The following is a 23,218-nucleotide window of genomic DNA, read 5'->3' as shown; positions in this document are numbered from 1 at the left end:
CTGCTTGTCGGGGACAAAACGCGTTCTGTCAAATGATATGGCCCGGAAAAACAAATAGGCCGGATTTCTCCGGCCTATTTTCAAACTTAAATAGCTTAAGCGTCTTAGTTACAAGGCGCTTCGTAAACGCGACCGTAATTATCGCGGTAACGGCAATATTGAACATTGTTACGGGTCGTCGCTGCACCGAGCAACGTACCGCCAACAGCACCAATTGCAGCGCCAGTCAAAGCACCGCGACCGTTACCGCCGATAGCGCCACCTGCGAGCGCACCAAGCGCTGCGCCGCCAACGCCGTAACCGGCTGTACGCTGTTCACCCGTCGTGCATGCTGCTGTTGAAAACGCAAGCGCGCCGACGATTGCGATCATGGAAAGACGTGATTTCATGAAACAATCTCCTATTAGAGTTACACTAACACCGACGTTGCGTCCCCAAATTCGGCGTCCCGCTTGACATATTTACAATACGTTTCGACGCTCAGCGTCAAGCGGTTTCAATTATTAAGGTTAGCGGCGACCCTAAGGATGAGCCTGCTCATCTAAGCTCGCTACAAGTATCGCAAGACCAGAACGCGCAGAAATGCAAAGGGTTCCACGTACAATATTGGATACTGTCCATGAAGAACCAAAAGGCAGGGTCACGTTGTCTAACGGCCACTCCGCATTTGTGATCGAAAGTCCTTCAACGGTGCAGAAATTTACAACGCTGAATGATGTGCCATTTGGGAAATCATAAACATAGTCTCCGGCAACCAGCGGCCAAGCTTCTTCAACGCCGCTGGAGAGCAAAATATCACGGCCTTTGGCTGCCTGTGCCGTCGCCATCGTCAAATGCAGCAGCGTGTGATCGGTACGCGGACCACCAAAAGCCCCGCAAAGAATGACGCGCTCAGCACCTCGTTCGTAAGCTGCCTCGAGCGCCAGCTCTCCGTCGGTCATATCCTTGGCAGCGGGGAATGTTTTTTTCGGCACATGCGCATATTGCGCGAGCAAGTCTTCAGACGTCGAATCAAAATCGCCCAGCCAAAGCTCCGGTTCAACACCGAGCGCCTGTGCGTGACGCATACCACCATCAGCCGCCAAAACTCTTGCGCCGGCTATCTGACGTTTCAGGCGCTCTGTGACAACAAGATCACCGCCGAGAAGAATGACAAATGTACTCATAAGTCGCTCATAACATGCGGAAATTATCCCCGAAAGCCCGCATCTTCATCGCTTGCTCTCGGACGCGTGAAGCACTATTATCGACCTTGCTCTAACGGGGTGCCATTCAATCACTGAATGGCTGAGAGGCCGCACTCCGGCTAACCCGCTGAACCTGATCCGGTTTGTACCGGCGGAGGGATTAGATGCTGACCGATTTTGATAACGGCGCACAATCTTTTCGAACAAAAGAAAGGAATGCCGTTATGCGGCTTTTATCTCTGCTGACCTTGTCATTCACTGCGGCTTTCGCTTTCTCAGCGCAGGCTAAAGATAAACTCACCATTTATACCTACGACAGTTTTGTTTCCGAATGGGGCCCCGGTCCCAAAGTGAAAGAGAAGTTTGAAAAAGAGTGTGATTGCGAGTTGGAATGGGTGGCATCGGCGGATGGCGTTGCCCTTCTCAACCGCCTCAAGCTTGAAGGCGGCAATACCAAAGCCGACATCGTGCTTGGCCTCGATACCAATTTGACGACGGAAGCACGCGCCACCGGCTATTTCGCGCCAAGCGGTATCGATCTTGCGAATGTGAAAGTACCAGGCGAGTTTAAGGACGATGTTTTCGTGCCTTATGATTACGGCTATTTCGCTGTCGTTTATGATTCAGAAAAGCTGCCAAACCCACCGCAAAGCCTGAAAGAGCTGGTCGAAGGCGACCCATCACAAAAGATTGTCATTCAGGATCCGCGCACATCGACACCGGGGCTTGGCATCCTGCTCTGGGTCAAGTCGGTCTATGGCGATCAGGCGGGTGAAGCATGGGCAAAGCTGCAAAAGCGCATTCTCACGGTCACGCCGGGTTGGTCAGAAGCCTACGGCCTCTTCACAAAGGGCGAAGCGCCGATGGTGCTTTCTTACACGACCTCGCCTGCCTATCACATGATTGCGGAAAACACCGAGCGTTACAAAGCGCTGGCCTTTCCTGAAGGAAACTACCTTCAAATCGAGCTTGCAGCCCAGACCACGACCGGTGCGAAGAACCCACTTGCGCAAAAATTTCTGGCTTTCATGACCGGACCCGGCTTTCAGGACGTAATCCCCGAAACCAACTGGATGTATCCAGCGGGTAAAACGTCCGCACCGCTTGCTCCGGCTTTCGACAAATTGCCGAAACCTGAAAAGACACTGCTGATCCCAGCCAATGACGTTGCGAAAAACCGCAAAGCATGGGTTGATGAATGGTTGGCTGCTTCCAGCAAATGATAACATCGCCGACCAACAAACTTGCCAGAAATATGCCTGCGATGAAGCAACTCGCAGGCGTACTGGCGCTTGGCTTTTTAGCGGTTCTGGTCGGCGGCTCTTTGATAGCTTTGGCATTTGAGGCGAGCGGCTTTAATACCGACGTTTATTTCGATGCTTACCTGCTGCGCGTTGCGCGGTTTACCGTCCTGCAAGCGGCAGCATCCGCTCTTTTGTCGGTGCTGTTCGCTATTCCTGTGGCGCGTGCACTTTATTCGGAAACGAGCTTTCCGGGACGCAGCTTGTTTCTTCGCCTTTTTGCGCTGCCGCTTGCACTGCCAGCACTTGTGACAGTGCTTGGCATCACCGGCATTTACGGACGCAACGGCTTCATCGCACAGCTGTCGCAATCGGCGGGCTATCCGGTCTCGCCCGACATTTACGGCTTAACAGGCATTTTGATCGCGCATGTGTTTTTCAACATGCCTTTGGCAGTGCGGCTCATTCTGGCAGCTTATGAATCGATCCCTGCTGATTACTGGAAACTCTCCGCACAACTTGGCATGGGAAACGCTGCGCGCTTCCGCCTGATTGAATGGCCAGTCATCCGCCGCAATCTCCCAGGCATAATCGGCCTCATCTTCATGCTCTGCGTGACAAGCTTTACCACTGTTCTGACGCTCGGTGGTGGACCACGTGCAACAACGCTGGAAGTCGCGATCTACCAGAGCCTGCACTTCGATTTCGATCCGGCACGGGCTGTTGCGCTTACACTGGCACAACTCGGGCTTACGCTCGCAATACTGCTTGCTTTGCGGCTGACCGGACGTCCATCAGAAGAAGGTTTGACACTTACAAACACCGCAAGACGTTATGGCAAGCCCACTGCACCTGAACGCATCTTCAATATCACAGCCATCGCCCTAGGCTTTCTCTATGTGGCCTTGCCGGTTACTGGCGTTGTTATTTCCGGGCTTGCTGCCGATCTCATTCGTTTATTAAGCGAACGGACCGTCTGGCGGGCCATCAGCACCAGCATAACTCTCGGCTTTTCCGCAGCCCTTCTGTCCGTCATTCTCTCACTTTCACTTGTCATCGCCCGCGAGGCAACACGAAGTGCACGGCTTTCGAGTCTATTCGATACGGGCTCAAGCCTCATTCTGGTGATGCCGCCTATTGTGCTTGGCGCAGGCTGGTTCATTCTGCTCAGAAACTTCACTGACCCATTTACTATGGCACCATTCATGGTGGTGACGGTTAATGCAGCCATGGCTATGCCATTCGCTGTGCGCCTCTTGCGCCCGGCGTGGGACACATCGGCTGCGCGTCACAACAAGCTCTGCGCACAGCTTGGTATCACCGGCCTCAACCGCTTGCGGCTGATCGACTGGCCATCCATCCGCAAGCCTTTCGGCATGGCCTTTGCTTTCGCCATGGCATTGTCGCTGGGTGACCTCGGTACAATTGCGCTCTTTGGCAGCGATGCGCTTCTAACACTGCCCTATCTGCTGTTTCAGCGCATGGGCAGCTATCGCACTTTCGACGCGGCAGGCCTTGCGCTTATCCTCGGAATCTTATGTCTTTGCCTGATGATGCTTGCAGACCGCACAGCATCGCGAAAGGAAACGCCGCTTTCATGACTGTTACAGCCGACATCAGGCTTCGCGATGTGCATTTCAGCTATGGCGAAACCACCATGTATTTCGACGCGCCCATACCGGGCGGCGTGATTGTGGCTATTGTCGGCCCCAGCGGTTCGGGGAAATCTACCCTGCTTAACCTCATTGCCGGTTTTGAAGCGCCGCAATCGGGCGAGATCAGCATTGGTAATGTCGAGGTCACCGGCCTGCCGCCTGCTGCCCGTCCCGTATCAATGGTGTTTCAGGAAAACAATCTCTTTGCTCACTTGACCGTTGAACAAAATGTTGGCCTCGGACGTTCGCCCAATCTCAAGCTTACGCAACAGGATCGCGCCGCAGTCACCACAGCATTGCAGCGCGTGGGCTTAACCGGCAAAGAACAGCGCAAACCCGAAGCACTTTCCGGCGGCGAACGCCAGCGGGTGGCGATTGCACGAGCACTCGTGCGCCAACGCCCAGTCCTGCTACTCGATGAAGCTTTTGCCTCCCTCGGACCTGCTCTACGACATCAGATGCTCGATCTGGTACGAGAACTGCATCAGGAAAATGCCATGACCGTACTCATGGTCACGCACACGCCAGAAGACGCGCTTTATCTGAATGCTTTGCTGCTATTTTTAGAAAATGGTCACATTACCGCGCAGGGACCGGCAAGTGATTTGCTTTCATCATCTGGACCGGACGCTTTGAAGCGCTATATCGGCGATCAGTCTTTCCAACTCAAATAGAGTTACCGTCGCGGACATATTTTGTTCGCATTCGCCTTGAACAACGGCTTTGATGACCGAACTACTTCTTGTAGGTGCTTCAGTCAGTAGCTAGATTTGTGCCAGAGTGATCGGTACTGATTCAATTGCGAGGGTAAAATACTGTTCCGTCATACGACCCGTCTTCGGGCCTCCCTGTGTCTCCCCCTTTCCCTGCCAGAATGGGCACAGCACAATTGGCGGAAACCAGCCATCGCCTTTGGCTTGCTTTCTGTTGCCCTGATTTCGGGCTGTCAGTCGATCAATTCAAGCAAGGATCTTGGCCTTCAGCCGTCTTCCAATCCGGTAACTGTTGAAAACGTGACGCGAAACGACCGCCTTGCGCAGATCGGCGCACAGCAGCATCCGCGTATTCTTGCCACCTATGGCGGCGAGTATAAGGACGCGAAGCTCGAGCGCATGGTCGCGAAGATTGTGGGTAACCTCACAACCGTTTCTGACAAGCCGGATCAAACCTATCGCATCACGATTCTTGATAGCCCGAATATCAATGCTTTCGCACTGCCAGGTGGATTTCTTTACGTGACGCGTGGTCTGCTGGCGCTCGCCAACGACTCGTCAGAAGTTGCAGCCGTCATCGCACACGAAATGGGCCATGTGGTCGCCAATCACGGTATTCTGCGTCAGGAAAAAGAAGCTGAGACGGCAATCGCCGGACGCGTTGCAACCGAAGTGCTGCACAATGAGAGCGCAAGCCGTGAAGCAGATATTCGCGGCAAGCTGCGTCTTGCGCAGTTCTCACGCAATCAGGAACTGCAAGCAGATGCAATTGGCATCAAGATGATCGGAGAAGCGGGTTATGACCCGTTTGCTTCCGCACGCTTCCTGCAATCGATGGAAGCCTATACGGATTTCCGTTCGGTATCAGGTGCGACCGATGCAAGCCTCGACTTCCTTGCAAGCCACCCTGCAACGCCGCAACGCATTCAACTGGCACTCGGCCATGCGCGCCGCATTGGTGCACCAGGCGTTGGCACCACGGATCGCGATTCTTTCCTCAATGGTATTGATGGGCTGCTTTATGGCGACTCTCCTAGCGAAGGCTATGTCCGCGAGCAGACATTTATTCATCCAAAGCTTGGTGTGACCTTTACCGCTCCCGCTGGTTTCACCATCGACAATTCAGCGACAGCCGTCATGGCAAGCGGCCCCGGCGAAGTGGCCATTCGCTTCGATGGCGCATCGCTGCCTTCAGGCTCAAACCTTACCGATTACATCAAATCGGGTTGGGTAACAGGCCTGGACGAAAGTTCGATCCGTCCAATCACCATCAACGGCCTGCCCGCTGCAACCGCTCGAGCAAGCGCAGACCGCTGGCAGTTCGACATTGTGGTTATAGCCGCTAATAACAAGGTTTATCGCTTCCTCACGGCAGCGCCAAAAGCCAGCAATGCTTTGATGCCTGCATCACAAACCGTGACGCAGTCGTTCCGCCTGCTTTCACCCGCTGAACAGGAAGCGATCAAGCCATTGCGCATTCGTGTGGTCGCTGTGAAGCCGGGTGACACGATGGCAAGCTTGTCCGCACGCATGCAAGGCACCACGCGCAAACTTGAACTCTTCCGCCTGCTCAATGCCATGCCAGCCGGTGCCACTGTATCTGTCGGCGACCGCGTCAAGCTCATCAGCGAGTAAGTCTCAATGGAAGTGATCGTCGAATCATTGCTCGCTGGTAAGATCGCCCCCTTAGGAGAGCGGCAAGCGCCAAGCGGCATTGATAAAAAGCCAGTTTTTGGCCCTGTGCGCCTTCTACGCGACGGATTGGAATGTGATGAGCAAGGCGACAGAAAAGTGCATGGCGGACCTGAAAAGGCCGTCCATCACTATCCCCGCGATCATTATGCGGACTGGCTGAACGATGTGGGCGAAAATCAGCAGCTGAACAATGCGGGTGCCTTTGGTGAGAATATTTCCACCAATGGGCTTACTGAGCATAACGTTGCCGTGGGTGATCGCTTTCGCATAGGCACGGCAATCATTGAAGTTTCTCAAGGCCGACAGCCGTGCTGGAAGCTCAACGCACGTTTCAATGTCGCAGATATGGCCGTCCGTGTTCAGAAGACAGGACGCACCGGCTGGTATTATCGTGTTTTGGAAGAAGGCGTCGTTGCTCAGAACGATTCAATGACGCTCATCGAGCGTCTATCGCCGCAATGGACCTTACACCGTCTCTGGCATCTGCTTTATGTCGATATGCTCAATTATGACGAACTAGCGCAGATGGCCGATATCGCCCATCTCGCCGACGGCTGGAAGCGCTATGCCCTCCGCCGCCTTGAAAACCGTAAAGTCGAAGACTGGTCAGCCCGATTAAAAGGCAGTCAGGACTAAATATCAGGCCTGATAAGCCGCCATTTCGTGCTGATCCAGCAATGCGATCTTGAGCTTTTCCATTGCCCTGCTTTCGATCTGCCTGACACGCTCTTTTGAAATGCCAAGCTTTTCGCCAAGCGCTTCCAACGTTACGCCATCATCATCAAGACGACGCTCGCGAATGATATGCAACTCGCGTTCATTGAGCGCATGAAGCGCTGTATGAAGCCAGCCGACACGACGTTCGGTATCGATTGTGCCTTCCACTACCTCATCCTGCAAAGGATGATCATCGACAAGAAAGTCCATGCGCGTGGACGTGCCAGATTCGTCATTGCTCATCGACGCTGAAAGCGAACTGTCAGAGCCGGAGAGCCTGCTATCCATAACTTCAACATCGCTCGCCGAAACGCCGAGCTGGGATGAAATCTGGCGATAGATTTCTGCCTTCGTCAGTGTTTCATCTTCTTGCGCAAGCTTCGAGCGCAGGCGGCGAAGGTTAAAGAACAGCGACTTTTGTGCCGAGCTGGTGCCACCGCGAACGATCGACCAGTTACGCAAAATGTAATCCTGCATCGAAGCGCGGATCCACCATGAGGCATAAGTCGAGAAACGAACCTCACGCTCAGGATCAAAGCGAGCCGCTGCTTCAAGAAGACCCACATAGCCTTCCTGAATGAGATCACTCATCGGCAGTTTGAACTTGCGGAAACGTCCCGCCATCGAAATGACCAACCGCATATGCGATGCGGTAATGCGATGCAGGGCTTCCTGATCCTTATTTTCTTTCCAGGCTATTGCCAGCGAACGCTCTTCTTCACGCTCAAGGTATGGCGCTGACATCGCGTTGCGGATCATCGATTGTGGGGAGGAAGACGGTGCAGGCACCATGCTGCGCGATGCCTTAGGCAACCGCACCGAAGGAACTGAGGCTGAAGCTTGGGTCGGAACTGGGGAGGAACTGCTTATCGACAACATGCTCATCTGGTTCTCCTGTTCTTAGTGCAAAGCCTTCAAAAGAACTCTGAAGGGCAAGACAAAAGATAAATCAGCTCTGCGAAGAACAATTGAATGAACAACTTGTATTCGTTCAAAAACCCTATGACAGACCTGCTTTGAGGCCAGATTGGTACGCCGCAAAACAAACCCGTTTACGAACTGGTCTGATTACAACGCGAACAAAGCTCTGCGGTTCCATACGGAACACGATAAATCTTCGAATACTCAAGAAAATAGAGTTCAGGTTCAGTTGGGCAAGGCCAGAAACTATTTTCCGGCAAATAAAAAGCCCGGCTGAACCGGGCTTTTTAAAGAAAAATGCAGCGATTTATTATGCTGCTTCGACTTCGTCACCTTCAGCATCGCCTTCGGCTTCAATATCAGCCTTGGTACGCTTCGGGCTCTTGGCAAGATTTGCTTCGATGAGACGAACAGCTTCTGTATCAGAAAGCTTGTTCACGGCAGCGATTTCGCGAGCCATACGGTCAAGCGCTGCTTCATAAAGCTGACGCTCCGAATAGGACTGCTCTGGCTGATTTTCAGCGCGATGCAGATCACGAACAACTTCAGAAATCATAATCAGGTCGCCGGAATTGATCTTTGCATCATATTCCTGTGCGCGGCGCGACCACATGGTGCGCTTCACGCGTGCACGGCCCTGTACGACCTTCAATGCGCGTTCGACATAATCGGTTTCCGACAGCTTGCGCATACCGATCGTAACAGCCTTAGCGACTGGAACTTTCAGGCGCATCTTGTCTTTTTCAAAGTCGATTACAAAAAGCTCAAGCTTGTGGCCGGCAACTTCCTGCTCTTCGATGGCTACGATTTGACCAACGCCGTGAGCTGGGTAAACAATGGATTCACCGGTCTTGAAACCTTGACGAGCCGGCGTCTTCTTCTGCTGGGATGTCATACGCTCTAATACTCCCTGTTGTGCCCGGCACAACTCGCCGGTTAACACATGATTTCGACCGCACTTCTTGGGAGAAGTACGGAAGTCGTTGCGGTTTTGAACTGGAAGCGCGTCTCAGGCACAAATTTATTCACCGGGAGAGTTTGGTGAGGAACGGTTGCTGCAATCGCAATAATCCATCCCGGTGCCATACAGCCCAGTAAAAAAGATTAGCCCTTTCAGAGATTAACGCATTTGCGCCACGTGTTGACGTCCAGTCACCGAAATTATTTACGCAAGGTAACACAATTTCGCGCAAGAATCAACAAATTGCCAAATATGTCGCGTTCCACGATTCAGAACGCATTTTTGAGGCAACTATTTTTATCAAAATTAACCGAAAAAAGCTCTGGCGAACGATCAATCGCCCGGTCCGGCTTCAGCCGAGAAGAACTGCTCCAGCTTGCCAGACACGCCGTCCATTTCTTTCGCTTCAGGAAGCTCATCTTTTTTGGCGGTCAGGTTTGGCCACTTCGCCGCATATTCGGCATTCAGCTCCAGCCACTTGTCGAGGCCCGGCTCAGTATCAGGGCTGATGGCTTCAGCAGGACATTCTGGCTCACAGACGCCGCAATCGATGCACTCGTCCGGATTGATGACGAGCATATTCTCGCCTTCATAGAAACAGTCGACAGGACAAACCTCGACGCAGTCCGTATATTTGCAACGAATGCAATTATCGGTCACGACATACGTCATTGTCCAACTCCTGTTGCCACTCTTCCATTTGAAGAGACGGCTTATCTCTAGTGAACTGGCAGTTAAACACGCAGATCGAACATCTGAATGTTTTCGCTCCGGTCACGTCATATGTGTCACGCATATGGTGCTACGGCGTGTGGCTTGCTTGCCAGCTCATGCCTATGCAATCGCCAACGGTGAGGTAACGACTTTATCTCGCCATGACAAGGGTCCAAACGCCGCAATATCACTATGTCACGAACATCTGAAATGGCATTTCTTTTGTGCGTGAAAATTCAGAAAATGCTTTTGTTTTAGACGCTTAACACGCAATTTCATTCGTCAAAGAGCATCAAACTGCGTCATTGCGTCCGCATCATTGACCGCGCAAACGGTCCGTTTCCCGGCGTTCTTTCTTTGTCGGTCGCCCCGCACCGCTTTCGCGCTGTGGCTTCACCGCTTCGATAGTTTTGGATTGTTGCGTTGGTTTGGGCGTCATATCTTCATAAAGAAGCTGCGCTTCGGGGGCTGGGCCACGCCGTTCTCCGGGAACCAAAACCTTGTAGACCAGAATATGCCGATCAAGCGTGATAGTCAGAACATCGCCAATCTTTACTTGATAGGCAGCCTGATCGATCTTTCCGCTATTAACCCGGACTTTACCGCCAGCGGCGAGTTTCGCCGCCAGCGATCTTGATTTAACCACGCGTGCAAAGAACAGCCACTTATCAATGCGCTGTCTTGCAATCGCTTCGGTTACCATTTTACTTCTTCATCTGCTCCTTAAGAGCAAGAAGCTTGGCAAATGGCGAATCGGGGTCAATACGAACCGGACGTTCCTGCTCGACGCGCTTGTTTGCCTGCGGGCTCACATTATCACGTTTTGGGTCACGATTTGGCTGGCGATGATCGCGATTGCCATCGCGAGGCTTGCCTTTAAAGCCTTCACGCTTGTTCTGGCCACGATCCTGACCTTCACCATCATTACGACGGTTCTTGTCAAAGCGCTTTGCACCACCACGATTATCGCGTGGAGCCTGCGCATCACCACCTTCAGTACCAGCATCCGATTTCCGCGCTTCACCCTGCTGTGGGCGATTGTTGCGCTGACGATTCTGGTTCTGATCCTGATTGCGAGTGCGACCTTCAAAGCGACCCTGACGCCAAAGAAGAATTGGCTTTGGCTCTTCAGCTGGAGCTTCAACCGCTTCTGAAACTGGCTTTGCTTGCGCAACAACCTGAGCAGGTTCGACCGCAACAGGCGCTGGAACAGGCTCTGCGGCAGGAATAGCAGGCTTAACTTCGCTAACAGGTGCAGAAGCTGGAACAGCTGCTTTGAAGACGGTTTCTTCTTCAACAACCTCAACTTTAGCAGCAATTGCAGCAGCAGCCGCAAATGCATCAAGCTCGGCTAGCTTTGCTGTGACGGCAGCCGCATCCATAGCTTCCTGACGATAACCGAGGCTTTTTAGAATCTCTTCCATGTCCTCAGCAGTCGCGCCCAGAATAGACATCATCGCTGGCGTCACAATAAAGCGACCGCCATCAAATGCGCCTTCCGCACGCGTGCCAGTACCCGGACGCCAAGCGAGCGCTGGACGGATGAGATCAGCCAAACGTTCCAGAATATCGATACGAACAGCACGACGGCCCAGCACGCGATAGCCTGCAAGACGATAGAACTGCTGATCAAAAGCCGGATCAACGACAACCGATGTACGGCCAGCGGCCAGCACATTGACGACATCGCCGTAGCCCGCGCGTTCTTTACCTTCGTTCTTCAATGCCCAAAGCAGTGTGATCAGGCCAGCAGGAGCAGGCTTGAGCAGCATTGGCATAAAAACATGATAGGCACCAAAACGCACGCCAAGACGACGAAGCGCTGCGCGCGAATCCTGATCAAGGCCGCGTACTTCTTCGCTCACATCGCGGCGCTGAAGAACACCAAGACCTTCGACGATCTGGAAAGCCAGACCGCGTGTCATGCCGGTCAGCGCATCAGCGGCATTGAGATCCGTCAAAGGCTTCAGAACGGTTTCAATGTGGTGAGCGACAAAACGTTCAATCCGTGCCGCGACCTTATCGCGTGCTGGGCCAGTCAGCTGTTCATCAGCCAAAATGACCGCGCGCGGCTTCAGCACATCATCGCCCGCAACAAGCGTGGCGACAGTCGCACCAACCCAGCGCAGAACACCGTCTGAACCGAGCGCAAAATCACCGTTGGGAGCAGCAGCAAAACGCTCCGCACGACGGTCAAATTCGGCGGCAAGCGCCTTTTGTGCAGCCGTCTTTACTGCCTTCGCATCCGGTCCATCGGACTGAACGTCAGCGGTAAAACGGAATCCTTCCAGTTGCCCGACATTATGGCCTTCGACATTTACGTCTCCGGTCGAGCTGATTTCTGCTTCTAGCATAGCATTCTCTCTCAGGCGCCTCATAAGCACGCTTGTCCTGCGGTCTACAAAGCGTTTCGTCAACCTTTCATGCAGCGCGTCGGACAATCTGTCCTCAATTTCGCGCGTCTTTTCCTGCCAGTGTGTCGGATCGGCAAGCCAACCGGGCCTGTGCGACACAAAAGTCCAGGTACGGATTTGCGCGACGCGATGAGACAGAGTGTCGATTTCCCCCTCTGTACTATCGGCGCGGCGCACCTGTTCGCTCATATAATCTTCATCAACGCTCCCTCGGCGGACCAGATCCTGATAAATGGTTGCTATGATATCGGCATGTTGAGCCGGCGCAATCTTACGATAATCTGGGAGCGCACAGGTATCCCACAAAAGTTCAATCCGCGCAGGCGTCGTTGCAAGCCGCACAATGTCTTCGTCTTTCGACAAATTTTCAAGAGCCTGCTGATCAACAGCGGGCAGAGCTTTGGTCAAACCGACGACCGGCGTTGGTGTATCCAAAGAATAGAGCAAGGCATTCAGCGAAGAAAAGTCGAAACGACCCGTTCGCCATTGTAAAACTTTTACCGGATCAAAACTATGGGCTTCGACCCGCTCAACCAATTCGTCATCCAGTGGTTGAACCTGACCCGTCACACCAAAAGTGCCATCGCGCAAATGACGACCAGCGCGACCAGCAATCTGCCCAACCTCGGCAGGTGTCAGATCTCGGAACTGATAACCATCAAACTTGCGGTTCTGCGCAAAAGCGACGTGATCGACATCGAGATTAAGCCCCATGCCAATGGCATCGGTCGCAACCAGAAAATCGACATCACCCGATTGATAAAGCTCGACCTGCGCATTGCGGGTACGCGGGCTCAGTGAACCCATCACCACGGCCGCACCACCACGCTGGCGGCGGATCAGTTCAGCAATCGCATAAACTTCGTCACTCGAAAAAGCGACAATGGCCGAACGGTTTGGCAGACGGATAATCTTCTTGGAACCGGCATAAGTTAGATGTGACAAACGCGGACGCGTCACCACTGTGATGCCACGCAGCAGCTTTTCCAAAATACCGCGCATGGTGCCAGCGCCGAGCAACAGCGTTTCCTGCCGCCCGCGCAGATGCAAAATACGATCCGTAAAAATATGCCCGCGTTCAAGATCGCCAGCGAGCTGCACTTCATCGATAGCCACAAAAGGCATATCCGTTCGGCGCGGCATGGCCTCAACAGTGCAAACAGAATAGCGCGAATTGGGTGGCGTTATTTTTTCTTCGCCGGTGATCAGCGAAACATTGGCCGCGCCCACTCTCTCGACCACACGATTGTAAACCTCGCGCGCAAGCAAGCGCAGCGGAAGACCAATCATGCCACTGCCATGTGACAACATCCGCTCAATCGCGAGATGCGTCTTGCCGGTATTCGTCGGCCCAAGCACCGCAGTCACACCGCGGCCGCTTAAGGTTAGCGGCAGATCATGGGCAGGGAGTTGGTTCATGCCAATTGTAGAATTCCCGGAACAAATGCCATACATAAAGCTATGCGATAGCACTATATGACTTGAGCCGAAAGCGCTCCTGTTAAGTTTAGACCTATGTTCTTAAAGCAATTCCGGCGCGGTCAAAGCCGCGACTGTTCTAGCCGGAACTCTTGCTTCATGCACCCTCAAAAAAACAAAACGGCTTATCCATGGCACTGCGCCTCAATACACATGATTCACGCTGGGTTTTAGATGCCCGAACATCTTAACGAATGTGCCTTTTAACGAATGGAACGACTCTGGAACGAATCAGCGACGAATCGCTGACTCTGCGTTCTTCGCCTTTTGTTCACGGCAACATATAGATGCTTACGCGTATCTTGCTACTATATGCTGAATCGCAATTATTAATGGGCGAGACTTTTCGAGTATGAAACTGCGATTCTGTTAACCTTTGCGTCTAATCGGCAAAATCCGCAGAACGCGATTAAATCACCAGTTTCTAAATTATCATTTTTTTCCGAGCCTTAGCTCAACTCAAGCCGGTTAAAAGCGTCTTTTCATTAACCTTCAGTTCAAAGCCAGAACGAATCGGCGACGAATCGCTGATCAATCGATTTTCTGTTTTTGTTCTCACAATATGTAGTGGCTCTGTCGCTGGAATCCCCATAGGGCAGCGCATAGTGGCTGCCCTATTCTCGTTCCAACGCGTATCGGCGTTAACTTTTAGGCTGTTTAAGGCCGTTCCACGCACATGGCCACACCCATGCCGCCACCTATGCAAAGCGTAGCAAGACCGCGCTTTGCGCCACGACGTTTCATCTCATAAAGAAGCGTTGTCAGCACGCGTGCACCTGATGCGCCTATCGGATGACCGATAGCGATCGCCCCGCCATTCACATTGACGATCTCTGGATTAATCCCTAGATCACGCACCACAGCACAGGATTGCGCGGCAAAGGCCTCATTCGCTTCGACCAGATCAAGATCAGCAACTGTCCAGCCAGCCTTTTCGAGCGCTTTGCGCGTAGCAGGAATTGGTCCGGTTCCCATGATCGATGGATCGACACCGGCTGTTGCCCAGGAAACAATCCGCGCAAGCGGCTCGACACCGCGCTTTGCAGCTTCATCCGCTTCCATCAGAACAACCGCCGCAGCACCGTCATTAATGCCGGACGCGTTGCCAGCCGTTACAGTGCCTTCTTTATCAAAAGCAGGCTTCAGCTTGGCCAGCGCTTCAATGGTCGTCCCTGCACGAATATATTCGTCAGCAGACACAATGGTTTCACCTTTTCGGCTTTTCACAGCAAACGGAACAATTTCATCATCGAAACGCCCGGCCTTTTGCGCGGCCTCTGCCTTGTTCTGCGAAGCAAGCGCGAAACTGTCTTGCTCATCACGACTGAGATGCCATTGTGTTGCGATGTTTTCGGCGGTGATACCCATATGATAACCGTGGAAAGCATCGGTCAGGCCGTCCTTGATCATCGTATCGATCATCTTAAAGTCGCCCATCTTCACGCCACTGCGCAGATGCGCGCAATGCGGCGCCATCGACATGGATTCCTGGCCACCTGCCACAATGATTTTCGCATCACCCGAAAGAATCTGCTGCATGCCAAGCGCCACGGCGCGCAGACCGGAACCGCAAAGCTGATTGATTGAAAACGCGGTCGCCTCAACCGGACAACCAGCGGCCATAGCGGACTGACGGGCGGGGTTCTGCCCCTCACCTGCCGTCAGCACCTGCCCGAGAATAACTTCATCAACGTCCGCTGCATCAACACCGGCGCGCTCAAGCGCTGCCTTGATTGCAACGGCTCCGAGTTCATGTGCGGGTACATTAGCGAAGGCGCCATTAAACGCCCCCACAGCGGTACGCGCGGCACTGGCGATAACGATTGCTTTCTGGGCATGTGATGCAGTCATTCTTTCCTCCTTGAAAATTACCGACAGAGAAAGACCAAAACGCATCGCTTTGCAAGTTCCGTGGAATACGGCGATGCGAAGTATTTTTGCTCAAATCAATAATCTGTTTCGTCATTCAGCGCGCAGTTAAAGCCACACGCCTCGCGCAACACGCGTTAAGTTGAGATGACGGAAACCAAGGAGATCACTATGTCCGCGCTCACCCTAGAAAAAGCCAATGCCATCATCACAGCCGCCTTTGCGAAGGCAACTGAACTGAAGCTAAAGCCATTGGCCGTATCAGTTTTTGATGCCGGCGGTCATCTGAAGGCTTTTCAAAAACAGGACGGTGCATCGATTCTGCGTTTTGAAATCGCATCCGGAAAAGCTTTCGGCGCTCTCGCTGTCGGCGCTGGATCACGCTGGCTTAACAATCAAGCAAAAGAACGGCCGCATTTCCTTGAAGGTCTGTCCAACGTTTCCGGGGGTAGAATCGTACCAGTGCCGGGCGGCGTTCTCATCAAGGGTTCCAACAACGAAATAATCGGTGCGGTTGGTATTTCCGGCGACACTTCGGATAATGATGAAATCGCCGCTGTTTCGGGAATTGAAGCCAGCAATTTTGTCGCTGACGCTGGCTAGCGTGATAAACGCCACGTATCATTCAAGATATGTGGCGTTTGCATCCCCACTAAGGGTAATCCTATCTCAAGTTTTTATCAGCGAAACTCGTAATTGCTGCGGGCGTAAGGCTATCAGAACTCCCCACCTGACACGGTGTATCTGATATAAATTTAGATACACCTTCATTAACATCTGTACTTTTAAATACATCTAATAAGAAAATTGATGAATTTAATGACAGATCTCCATTATGTATCAGTATATTAAAAATACCGTCCATGAATAAACCCATTTTTTAAAATTATCTAAAATAACAATTATAAATAGTATCAAAAATCATGTTTTAATTATGATTTTTTACCTTACGGTAAAAATATGAATTCAGACAGCTGTAAAATATTAATAAAAAACGCCGCTTCCGGAAACCGGAAACGGCGTTTTTGAAAATCACCTTTCAGCTGCAAAGCAGCCTAAGACTATTCCTTAGCTTCGAGGACCTGACGGCCACGATACATACCGCTCTTAAGGTCGATATGATGTGGACGACGAAGTTCGCCCGAGTTCTTGTCCTCGACGTAAGTCGGGGCCTTGAGTGCGTCTGCCGAACGGCGCATGCCGCGCTTCGACGGAGACGTTTTGCGTTTAGGTACTGCCATGGATTCAGCTCCACTGATCGATCAATAAACGTCCGGCACGGCCCCGAGGAGCCTGTCACATCGGACAAAATTCCGGAAAGTCACGTGCCTATACACGCTCTCGCGGCATTTGACCAGCGGAGTCTTATCTTTTTTCCAGCTATTGAACACAAGCGACGTAAGGTCCGGCGCGTGAAGCGCGTCCAGCAACAATACGCGAGATACGTTGCATGTTGCGCGTGGGCTTTGCTGGATTGCGAAGCGTTGGATTGGGAAGCGTCACCGCGAGCAACGCGGATTGCTGTGCATTCAGCCGCGATGCGGGTCGTTTGAAATAATGCTGAGCCGCAGCTTCAATGCCGTAGATACCCGGACCCCACTCAGCAATATTGAGATAGATCTCCATAATACGTCGCTTTGACAATACGGCATCGGCAGCCAGTGCCAGCGGAAACTCCAGTCCTTTTCGCACGTAAGACCGACCATTCCAGAGAAAAAGGTTCTTCACTGTTTGCATGGTAATGGTCGAAGCACCGCGACTAGGCGCACCATCGCTGTCGAGCACGAGACTGAGCTGGTGCCAGTCCACGCCGCCATGGCTGCAAAACTGTCCATCCTCGGCCATCATCACCGAATTCACCAGAACAGGTGCGACATCGTCGATACTGACCCACTGTCGATCAACACCTTGAAAGAGAACGTAGTCCTTAACCATCAAAGTTGAAATCGGGCGCACAAAGGGAAGTGAATAGAGCAGAATCAGAAAAAGCGGAACAATGGCGAGACCGAGCAAAATCTTGAGCATAAGGGCAATCCTGCCACCCCAAACGGGATCAGCCAAGTAATTGCGACCATCTTTGCTCCTGAGAATGATTTTTGCCACATCCACCGCCCGTTATTCCATATCAAGCGACATAAACTATTCCTTAACAATAATGAACCTGATTCCATAAAGCTTCTGACAAGAAACAAACTGTTTGATGACCGCTTGATGAAAAAACCTGTGCTGATCGTTGTGCCCAGTTGACCAAATCTGCACTTTCGTCCATCCCCTTGGATATGGAAAACGTGTCTGTCGATTTTGCTCAATCCCTGCATCTGCACGCTCTCGAAGTCGAGACAATGCTGGTCGGGCTTCTGGATCTTCGTTTACGTACCGGTGAAGTGGCGCGCCCCGAGCGATTACTTGCTGCTATGCGCCATGGCGTATTGAACGGCGGCAAAAGACTGCGCCCCTTCCTTGTTGTTGAGAGTGCCGCGATGTTCGGCCAGCACAGCGATTCTGTACTGCGCGTGGCAGCGGCACTGGAATGTATTCACTGCTATTCGCTTGTGCATGATGATCTGCCTGCGATGGACAATGACGATATGCGACGCGGTCAGCCAACCGTGCATAAGGCTTTTGATGAAGCCGCAGCAATTCTCGCAGGCGATAGCCTGCTAACCTATGCTTTCGATATCGTCGCCTCAGACGAGACCGATCTGCCCGCCAGTATCCGCATCGAACTCGTATCGGCGCTTGCGCGCGCATCGGGCATTGGTGGTATGGCAGGTGGTCAGGCACTTGATCTGATGGCAGAAGATAACAAACCGGATGAAGCAGGCATTATCACGCTGCAAGCAATGAAGACCGGTGCGTTGATACGCTTTGCCTGTGAAGCGGGTGCGATCATTGCAGGCGCGTCACGTGAAGATCGCGAGCGCATGGCGGAGTTTGGCTCAGCCATCGGCCTCGCCTTCCAGCTTGCAGACGATCTTCTGGACGTGACTGCTGATGCAGCCATAATGGGCAAAGCAACTGGAAAAGATGCAGCCGCAGGCAAAGCCACGCTCGTGTCGCTTCATGGCATCGACTGGACCCGCAAGCAACTCTCAGGACTTGTTGAACAGGCTGAAAGCCTTCTTGAGCCATTTGGCGACGATGCAACTATTCTCAAACAGGCCGCGCGCTTCATCGCAGAACGCCAGAGCTAACTACGGGCTGATTAGGAAGCAACCTTCTGACCAAGCCCGAAACGGTTCTCGATATATTCGGCAACCATCTTCTGGAAATCAGCGGCAATCTCAGGTCCGCGCAGCGTCGTCACCTTCTTGCCATCGACAAAGACTGGTGCGGATGGCGTTTCGCCCGTGCCGGGAAGCGAAATGCCAATATCGGCATGTTTCGATTCGCCCGGACCATTGACGATGCACCCCATAACCGCGACCGAGAGCCCTTCCACACCGGGATATTTCTCGCGCCAGACTGGCATGCTGCGGCGAATATCGTCCTGAATATTCTGCGCCAGTTCCTGAAACACCGTTGACGTCGTGCGTCCGCAACCCGGACACGCTGCAACAATTGGAATAAACTGGCGAAAGCCCATGGTCTGCAACAATTCCTGCGACACCTGAACTTCGCGTGTGCGATCGCCACCCGGCTCTGGTGTGAGCGAAATGCGAATTGTATCGCCAATGCCCTGCTGAAGCAGAATACCCATAGCAGCGGATGACGCGACAACGCCCTTGGTGCCCATTCCGGCTTCGGTGAGACCCAGATGCAGTGCATGATCGCAACGGTTAGCGAGCATCGTATAAACGGCAATCAGATCCTGCACCTGACTAACTTTGGCCGACAGGATGATCTTGTCGCGGCTCAAACCAATCTCTTCGGCAAGATTTGCCGAAATCAGCGCCGACTGCACAATGGCTTCGCGCATGACTTCTTGCGCGCTCAAAGGTGCACCTTCCGCCTGATTGCGATCCATCAGCGTGGTCAGCAATTCCTGATCAAGCGAACCCCAGTTCACGCCAATGCGCACCGGTTTGTCATAACGGATCGCCATTTCAACGATGTCAGCGAACTGCTTGTCTTTTTTGTCCTTGAAACCGACATTGCCCGGATTGATGCGATACTTCGCAAGCGCTTCCGCGCAGGCTGGATGATCGGCCAAAAGCTTGTGACCGATATAATGAAAATCGCCGACCAGCGGAACATTCATGCCGAGGCGTTCAAGACGCTCACGAATCTTCGGCACAGCCGCAGCCGATTCGTCCCGATCCACTGTAATACGCACGATCTCGGAACCCGCGCGATGCAAAGCTGCAACCTGCGCAACAGTTCCATCAATATCCGCCGTATCGGTATTGGTCATCGACTGCACAACAACAGGCTCGCTGCCGCCAACGATAACACCACCGACACTCACGCCAACGGATCGGCGACGGGGAAAAGGATGCGAAAAATAGCTGACGGTCTCGGAAGACATTGTGCTCTGTTCTTTTGTCCTGCTGCAATTGCCGACGCAAAACATAATTCGCGTGTCGGGAACCGCTCTTCGTACGGGCCTGTTTTCAGGTGGCGTAGCAAGGCGCAATTGTCAACGCCTGCCTGCATCGTTTTCTTGTTATATAATCACTTGCCGACGGCTTGTCGCCTCCTCATTATGCAATGATTCCAGAGGAGGAGATGAAACATGGCAAATGCTAAGGCCCGCAAAACCGCGATTGTCACGGGTTCCAATTCGGGCATTGGTCTTGGCATCGCCCATGCGTTGGCCGGTTCCGGGCACAATGTTGTGATCAACTCCTTCACAGACCGCAGCGAAGACCACGATCTGGCACAAGCAATCGCCAAAGAACATGGCGTAAGCGTGATCTATATTGCCGCTGATATGTCAAAGCCCGACGATTGCCGCGCGTTGATTACAAAAAGCGTCGATGCCTTTGGCAGCGCAGACATTATCGTCAATAATGCTGGCATCCAGCATGTCGCCCCCGTCGAAGAATTTCCGACCGAACAATGGGACCGGATTATTGCGATCAACCTGACATCGGCGTTTCACACCTCAGCCGCAGCGATCCCACATATGAAAAAAGCTGGCTGGGGTCGTATCATCAACATCGCGTCAGCGCATGGTCTTGTCGCATCACCGTTCAAGTCGGCCTATGTCGCAGCCAAACATGGCATTGTCGGCTTCACAAAAACACTGGCGCTTGAACTGGCAACCGCAAAGATAACGGCCAATGCCATTTGCCCCGGCTATGTATTGACCCCGCTTGTCGAAGCACAAATACCCGATCAGATGAAAGCGCATAATATGGATCGCGAAACAGTCATCCGCGAAGTCATGCTCGATAAACAGCCGACGAAGGAATTCGTGACCACTGCTCAAATTGGTGCGCTTGCGGCCTTCCTTGCAACGGATGCCGCAGCGCAGATCAATGGTGCCGCCCTGCCAGTCGAGGGCGGCTGGACCGCCGAATAATTAGAGTAATTAGTGCGAACTATCCGCGTATTTTGCCAGTCCTGAAAACGCCAGCACGACCAGCAACAGAACAGGCAGCGACAAGAACACCACGCTAAAGCCGCTATGCTTGGCAACAAAACCAATCAGCGAAGGTGCAACCAGCATCCCCGAATAGCCCATCGTCGTGGCAATCGACAGGCCAACACTTGGGTTGATGCCCGGTATATTGCCGCCAATCGAGAAGGCAATCGGCACCATGTTAGAGATGCCGATACCGCAGATAGCAAAGCCAAAGATCACGGCATAAGGGTGGCTTGAAATACCGACGATAACCATACCGACAATCGCAATCGACGTACAGAATCGCAGCGTGTTAATCGCACCGAAACGGTCGCGTACAACGTCGCCAGCAAAGCGCATGATCGCCATGGTCATGGAGAAGGCAGCAAAACCAAAGCCAGCAACGGTCACGGACGCGCCCAGTTCATCACGCAGATAATAAGCGCCCCAATCGAGAATTGCGCCTTCTGGAATCATCGAGAACAGAGCAATAATACCCACCAACCATGGCAGTGCGGTGCGTGGTAAAGTCAGCTTCTGCTTTTCACCACTTGGATGATAATGCTTATCGGCAATGATTGAAGGCCAAGCGAAGGCAAGCACGCCTGCGGCAACGACAGTTGCAATCAGCGCATGAATAGTTGAGCCAAGATGCGCGATGAGAAAACCACCAGTCGCGGCGCCAATCAGACCGCCAAGGCTCCAGAATGCATGACAGGACGACATGATTGCCCGACGCATGTGTTTTTCAACACCAACCGCATTCGCGTTCATTGCAACGTCCATCGCGCCGATCATGCCACCAAAATAGAACATAACAATCACGGCTGTGACGATATTGGGCACCAGCGCAATGACGAGCAAAGCCGGGACCAGACCGATTGCAAACATTTTCACAACGGCGCCAGAACCGCGATGTGCGGACAGCGCGCCTGCCACCGGCATCATCGAAAGCGAACCAATACCAAAGACGAGGATCATCAGGCCCATGCCACTGGTATCAAGCCCGAGACGCCCTGCAAATTCGGGTATTTTTGGTGCCCAGCCACCAAAAATATATCCATTCATCAGAAAGAGCAGTGCCACCGCAATACGCTCTCTGGTTACGATTGGCGCACGATCATTGAGCGCATCATTTCGTCCGGCAGTCTGTTCCATGGCTTCCTCAGTCACGACTTTCTAAAGCACATCCCGAAACGGGGGAACCGGTTTTCGGAGTAAGATGTGCGTAAAAACAAATAGATAGAGCATTTCTTCTGATTAAACTCAGTCTAGAAATGCTCTAGGCGTGTATAATCGTCATGCCTGATGCCCGATAAGGCGCAAGCACATCTTCCTTTGTATCGTGTTCGACAGCCATAACATTGACCGCCTTTATGGGTATGACATCGTGCGCAGCAACGGTGCCGAGCTTGTCGCTGGTGATTGCCAGCACAACCTTACGACTACGGCCCGCAATAACCCGTTTGAATTCCGCATCTTCCAGATGAAGTGCTGTAATGCCTGTTTCGGCAGAAAAGCCGCATACTCCGAGCATACAAAGATCAGGCCGCACCAGTTCCGCATCGCGCAAAGCACGCGCACCAACCGCCGCACTCACGCGACGATCAATAGGGCCGCCAATCATCACGACGTCAATCTTGTCGGACTGCAGAACGATTGCTGCAATCGACGGCGTGTTGGTGACAACCGTGATCGCATCACCGCGATCCACGAGCAGACGCGCAAGCGCTAAGTTCGTCGAGGAGGAATCGAGAAACACTGTCATGTTCGGCTCGATCAGACCAGCCAGCGCAGCGGCAAGCGTCGTCTTGGCCTCTGGTCTTTCCGTATCACGTTCAGCAAGTGGCGCGTAGGAAGGAGCGGCCTTCAAAGCACCGCCATAGACACGCTTGCAAAGACCTGCCGCCGCCATCTCGCGAAGGTCACGTCGGATTGTATCTTCCGAAACACCAAAGGATTCAGCGAGCTCGGTCGCCAATACGCGCCCCGACTGCTCAAGCAGTTGCTGAATGCGCGCCTGCCTTTCGTCCAATAATAGCTCTGTCATCGCTCGTTCCTACTACTATGCACAAACATGCATAAATCGGTAAAAACGTGCATAGCAGATTTTTATGACCGTGCAAGCAAAAGAAAACGCCGC

At 52.7% G+C, this 23,218-nt stretch carries 21 protein-coding genes and 1 riboswitch; of the genes, 8 read left to right on the top strand and 13 right to left on the bottom strand.

Annotated features, from left to right (window positions below; all coding sequences use genetic code 11):
• Positions 1-104 precede the first annotated feature (104 nt).
• Positions 105-389, bottom strand: coding sequence for a glycine zipper domain-containing protein (locus tag WH356_RS17595; protein WP_094578220.1), 285 nt, complete (start codon positions 387-389; stop codon positions 105-107).
• A 132-nt stretch (positions 390-521) separates the two neighbouring features.
• A complete protein-coding gene (locus tag WH356_RS17590; protein WP_339513123.1) occupies positions 522-1,166 on the bottom strand; it encodes a thiamine diphosphokinase in 645 nt (214 codons plus the stop codon).
• Positions 1,167-1,251: 85 nt separating this feature from the next.
• Positions 1,252-1,364, top strand: a riboswitch (TPP riboswitch).
• A 47-nt stretch (positions 1,365-1,411) separates the two neighbouring features.
• Here WH356_RS17590 and thiB point away from each other — a divergent pair.
• The 5 genes from thiB to WH356_RS17565 all read left to right on the top strand — a co-directional run bounded on the left by thiB (position 1,412) and on the right by WH356_RS17565 (position 7,127).
• Entirely contained in the window at positions 1,412-2,410 is a 999-nt protein-coding gene (gene thiB / locus WH356_RS17585) for a thiamine ABC transporter substrate binding subunit (protein WP_339513121.1), read from the top strand.
• The gene (gene thiP / locus WH356_RS17580) at positions 2,386-4,029 is read left to right on the top strand and encodes a thiamine/thiamine pyrophosphate ABC transporter permease ThiP (RefSeq protein WP_339513119.1); all 1,644 of its coding nucleotides are present in this window, start codon (positions 2,386-2,388) and stop codon (positions 4,027-4,029) included. Before thiB ends, thiP begins: the two co-directional genes overlap by 25 nt.
• On the top strand, positions 4,026-4,757 hold the full coding sequence (thiQ, locus tag WH356_RS17575; protein ID WP_339513117.1) for a thiamine ABC transporter ATP-binding protein: 732 nt from the start codon (positions 4,026-4,028) through the stop codon (positions 4,755-4,757). The genes thiP and thiQ overlap by 4 nt, the downstream gene beginning before the upstream one ends.
• A 192-nt stretch (positions 4,758-4,949) precedes the next feature.
• Complete coding sequence (gene cdlP, locus WH356_RS17570; RefSeq protein ID WP_339513311.1) at positions 4,950-6,431, top strand: cell division protease CdlP; 1,482 nt, start codon at positions 4,950-4,952, stop codon at positions 6,429-6,431.
• 6 nt (positions 6,432-6,437) lie between these two features.
• On the top strand, positions 6,438-7,127 hold the full coding sequence (locus WH356_RS17565; RefSeq protein WP_339513115.1) for an MOSC domain-containing protein: 690 nt from the start codon (positions 6,438-6,440) through the stop codon (positions 7,125-7,127).
• 3 nt (positions 7,128-7,130) lie between these two features.
• Here the strand turns inward: WH356_RS17565 and WH356_RS17560 are convergent, their stop codons facing one another.
• The 6 genes from WH356_RS17560 to WH356_RS17535 all read right to left on the bottom strand — a co-directional run bounded on the left by WH356_RS17560 (position 7,131) and on the right by WH356_RS17535 (position 15,548).
• A complete protein-coding gene (locus WH356_RS17560) occupies positions 7,131-8,000 on the bottom strand; it encodes an RNA polymerase factor sigma-32 (RefSeq protein WP_339513309.1) in 870 nt (289 codons plus the stop codon).
• Between the two features lie 439 nt (positions 8,001-8,439).
• Positions 8,440-9,024 (bottom strand): CarD family transcriptional regulator, encoded by a 585-nt coding sequence (locus tag WH356_RS17555; protein ID WP_339513113.1) that lies wholly within the window; start codon positions 9,022-9,024, stop codon positions 8,440-8,442.
• 399 nt (positions 9,025-9,423) lie between these two features.
• Positions 9,424-9,762 carry a ferredoxin FdxA gene (fdxA, locus tag WH356_RS17550; protein ID WP_339513111.1) on the bottom strand — a complete coding sequence of 113 codons (339 nt, stop codon included), beginning with the start codon at positions 9,760-9,762 and terminating at the stop codon, positions 9,424-9,426.
• A 358-nt stretch (positions 9,763-10,120) separates the two neighbouring features.
• The gene (locus WH356_RS17545; RefSeq protein WP_339513109.1) at positions 10,121-10,507 is read right to left on the bottom strand and encodes an RNA-binding S4 domain-containing protein; all 387 of its coding nucleotides are present in this window, start codon (positions 10,505-10,507) and stop codon (positions 10,121-10,123) included.
• Position 10,508: 1 nt separating this feature from the next.
• Entirely contained in the window at positions 10,509-13,637 is a 3,129-nt protein-coding gene (locus WH356_RS17540; RefSeq protein WP_339513107.1) for a helicase-related protein, read from the bottom strand.
• Between the two features lie 717 nt (positions 13,638-14,354).
• Positions 14,355-15,548: an acetyl-CoA C-acetyltransferase gene (locus tag WH356_RS17535; RefSeq protein ID WP_339513105.1), complete on the bottom strand. Its 1,194-nt coding sequence runs from the start codon at positions 15,546-15,548 to the stop codon at positions 14,355-14,357.
• Positions 15,549-15,737: 189 nt separating this feature from the next.
• Between WH356_RS17535 and WH356_RS17530 the strand changes: the two genes are divergently transcribed.
• Positions 15,738-16,169, top strand: a complete 432-nt coding sequence (locus WH356_RS17530; RefSeq protein ID WP_339513103.1) for a GlcG/HbpS family heme-binding protein — start codon at positions 15,738-15,740, stop codon at positions 16,167-16,169.
• A 458-nt stretch (positions 16,170-16,627) separates the two neighbouring features.
• Here the strand turns inward: WH356_RS17530 and rpmF are convergent, their stop codons facing one another.
• Positions 16,628-16,807 carry a 50S ribosomal protein L32 gene (gene rpmF / locus WH356_RS17525; protein WP_006467787.1) on the bottom strand — a complete coding sequence of 60 codons (180 nt, stop codon included), beginning with the start codon at positions 16,805-16,807 and terminating at the stop codon, positions 16,628-16,630.
• Positions 16,808-16,946: 139 nt separating this feature from the next.
• Entirely contained in the window at positions 16,947-17,669 is a 723-nt protein-coding gene (gene mtgA / locus WH356_RS17520; RefSeq protein ID WP_339513101.1) for a monofunctional biosynthetic peptidoglycan transglycosylase, read from the bottom strand.
• A 176-nt stretch (positions 17,670-17,845) separates the two neighbouring features.
• Here mtgA and WH356_RS17515 point away from each other — a divergent pair, with 176 nt between their 5' ends.
• Positions 17,846-18,760, top strand: a complete 915-nt coding sequence (locus WH356_RS17515) for a polyprenyl synthetase family protein (protein ID WP_339513307.1) — start codon at positions 17,846-17,848, stop codon at positions 18,758-18,760.
• A gap of 11 nt (positions 18,761-18,771) precedes the next feature.
• Here the strand turns inward: WH356_RS17515 and ispG are convergent, their stop codons facing one another.
• The gene (ispG, locus tag WH356_RS17510; RefSeq protein WP_339513099.1) at positions 18,772-20,034 is read right to left on the bottom strand and encodes a flavodoxin-dependent (E)-4-hydroxy-3-methylbut-2-enyl-diphosphate synthase; all 1,263 of its coding nucleotides are present in this window, start codon (positions 20,032-20,034) and stop codon (positions 18,772-18,774) included.
• Positions 20,035-20,241: 207 nt separating this feature from the next.
• Here ispG and WH356_RS17505 point away from each other — a divergent pair, with 207 nt between their 5' ends.
• Positions 20,242-21,033: a 3-hydroxybutyrate dehydrogenase gene (locus WH356_RS17505; protein ID WP_339513097.1), complete on the top strand. Its 792-nt coding sequence runs from the start codon at positions 20,242-20,244 to the stop codon at positions 21,031-21,033.
• A gap of 9 nt (positions 21,034-21,042) precedes the next feature.
• Here WH356_RS17505 and WH356_RS17500 read toward each other — a convergent pair whose 3' ends face one another.
• Together WH356_RS17500 and WH356_RS17495 are read right to left on the bottom strand one after the other, a co-directional pair.
• Positions 21,043-22,233: an MFS transporter gene (locus WH356_RS17500; protein WP_339513096.1), complete on the bottom strand. Its 1,191-nt coding sequence runs from the start codon at positions 22,231-22,233 to the stop codon at positions 21,043-21,045.
• A 124-nt stretch (positions 22,234-22,357) separates the two neighbouring features.
• Positions 22,358-23,125: a DeoR/GlpR family DNA-binding transcription regulator gene (locus WH356_RS17495; RefSeq protein ID WP_339513093.1), complete on the bottom strand. Its 768-nt coding sequence runs from the start codon at positions 23,123-23,125 to the stop codon at positions 22,358-22,360.
• Between the last annotated feature and the right edge of the window lie 93 nt (positions 23,126-23,218).

Source organism: Ochrobactrum sp. MYb379 (assembly GCF_037479515.1).
Classification (GTDB): Bacteria; Pseudomonadota; Alphaproteobacteria; order Rhizobiales; family Rhizobiaceae; genus Brucella.
This window is presented reverse-complemented; position numbering and strand designations above follow the sequence as displayed.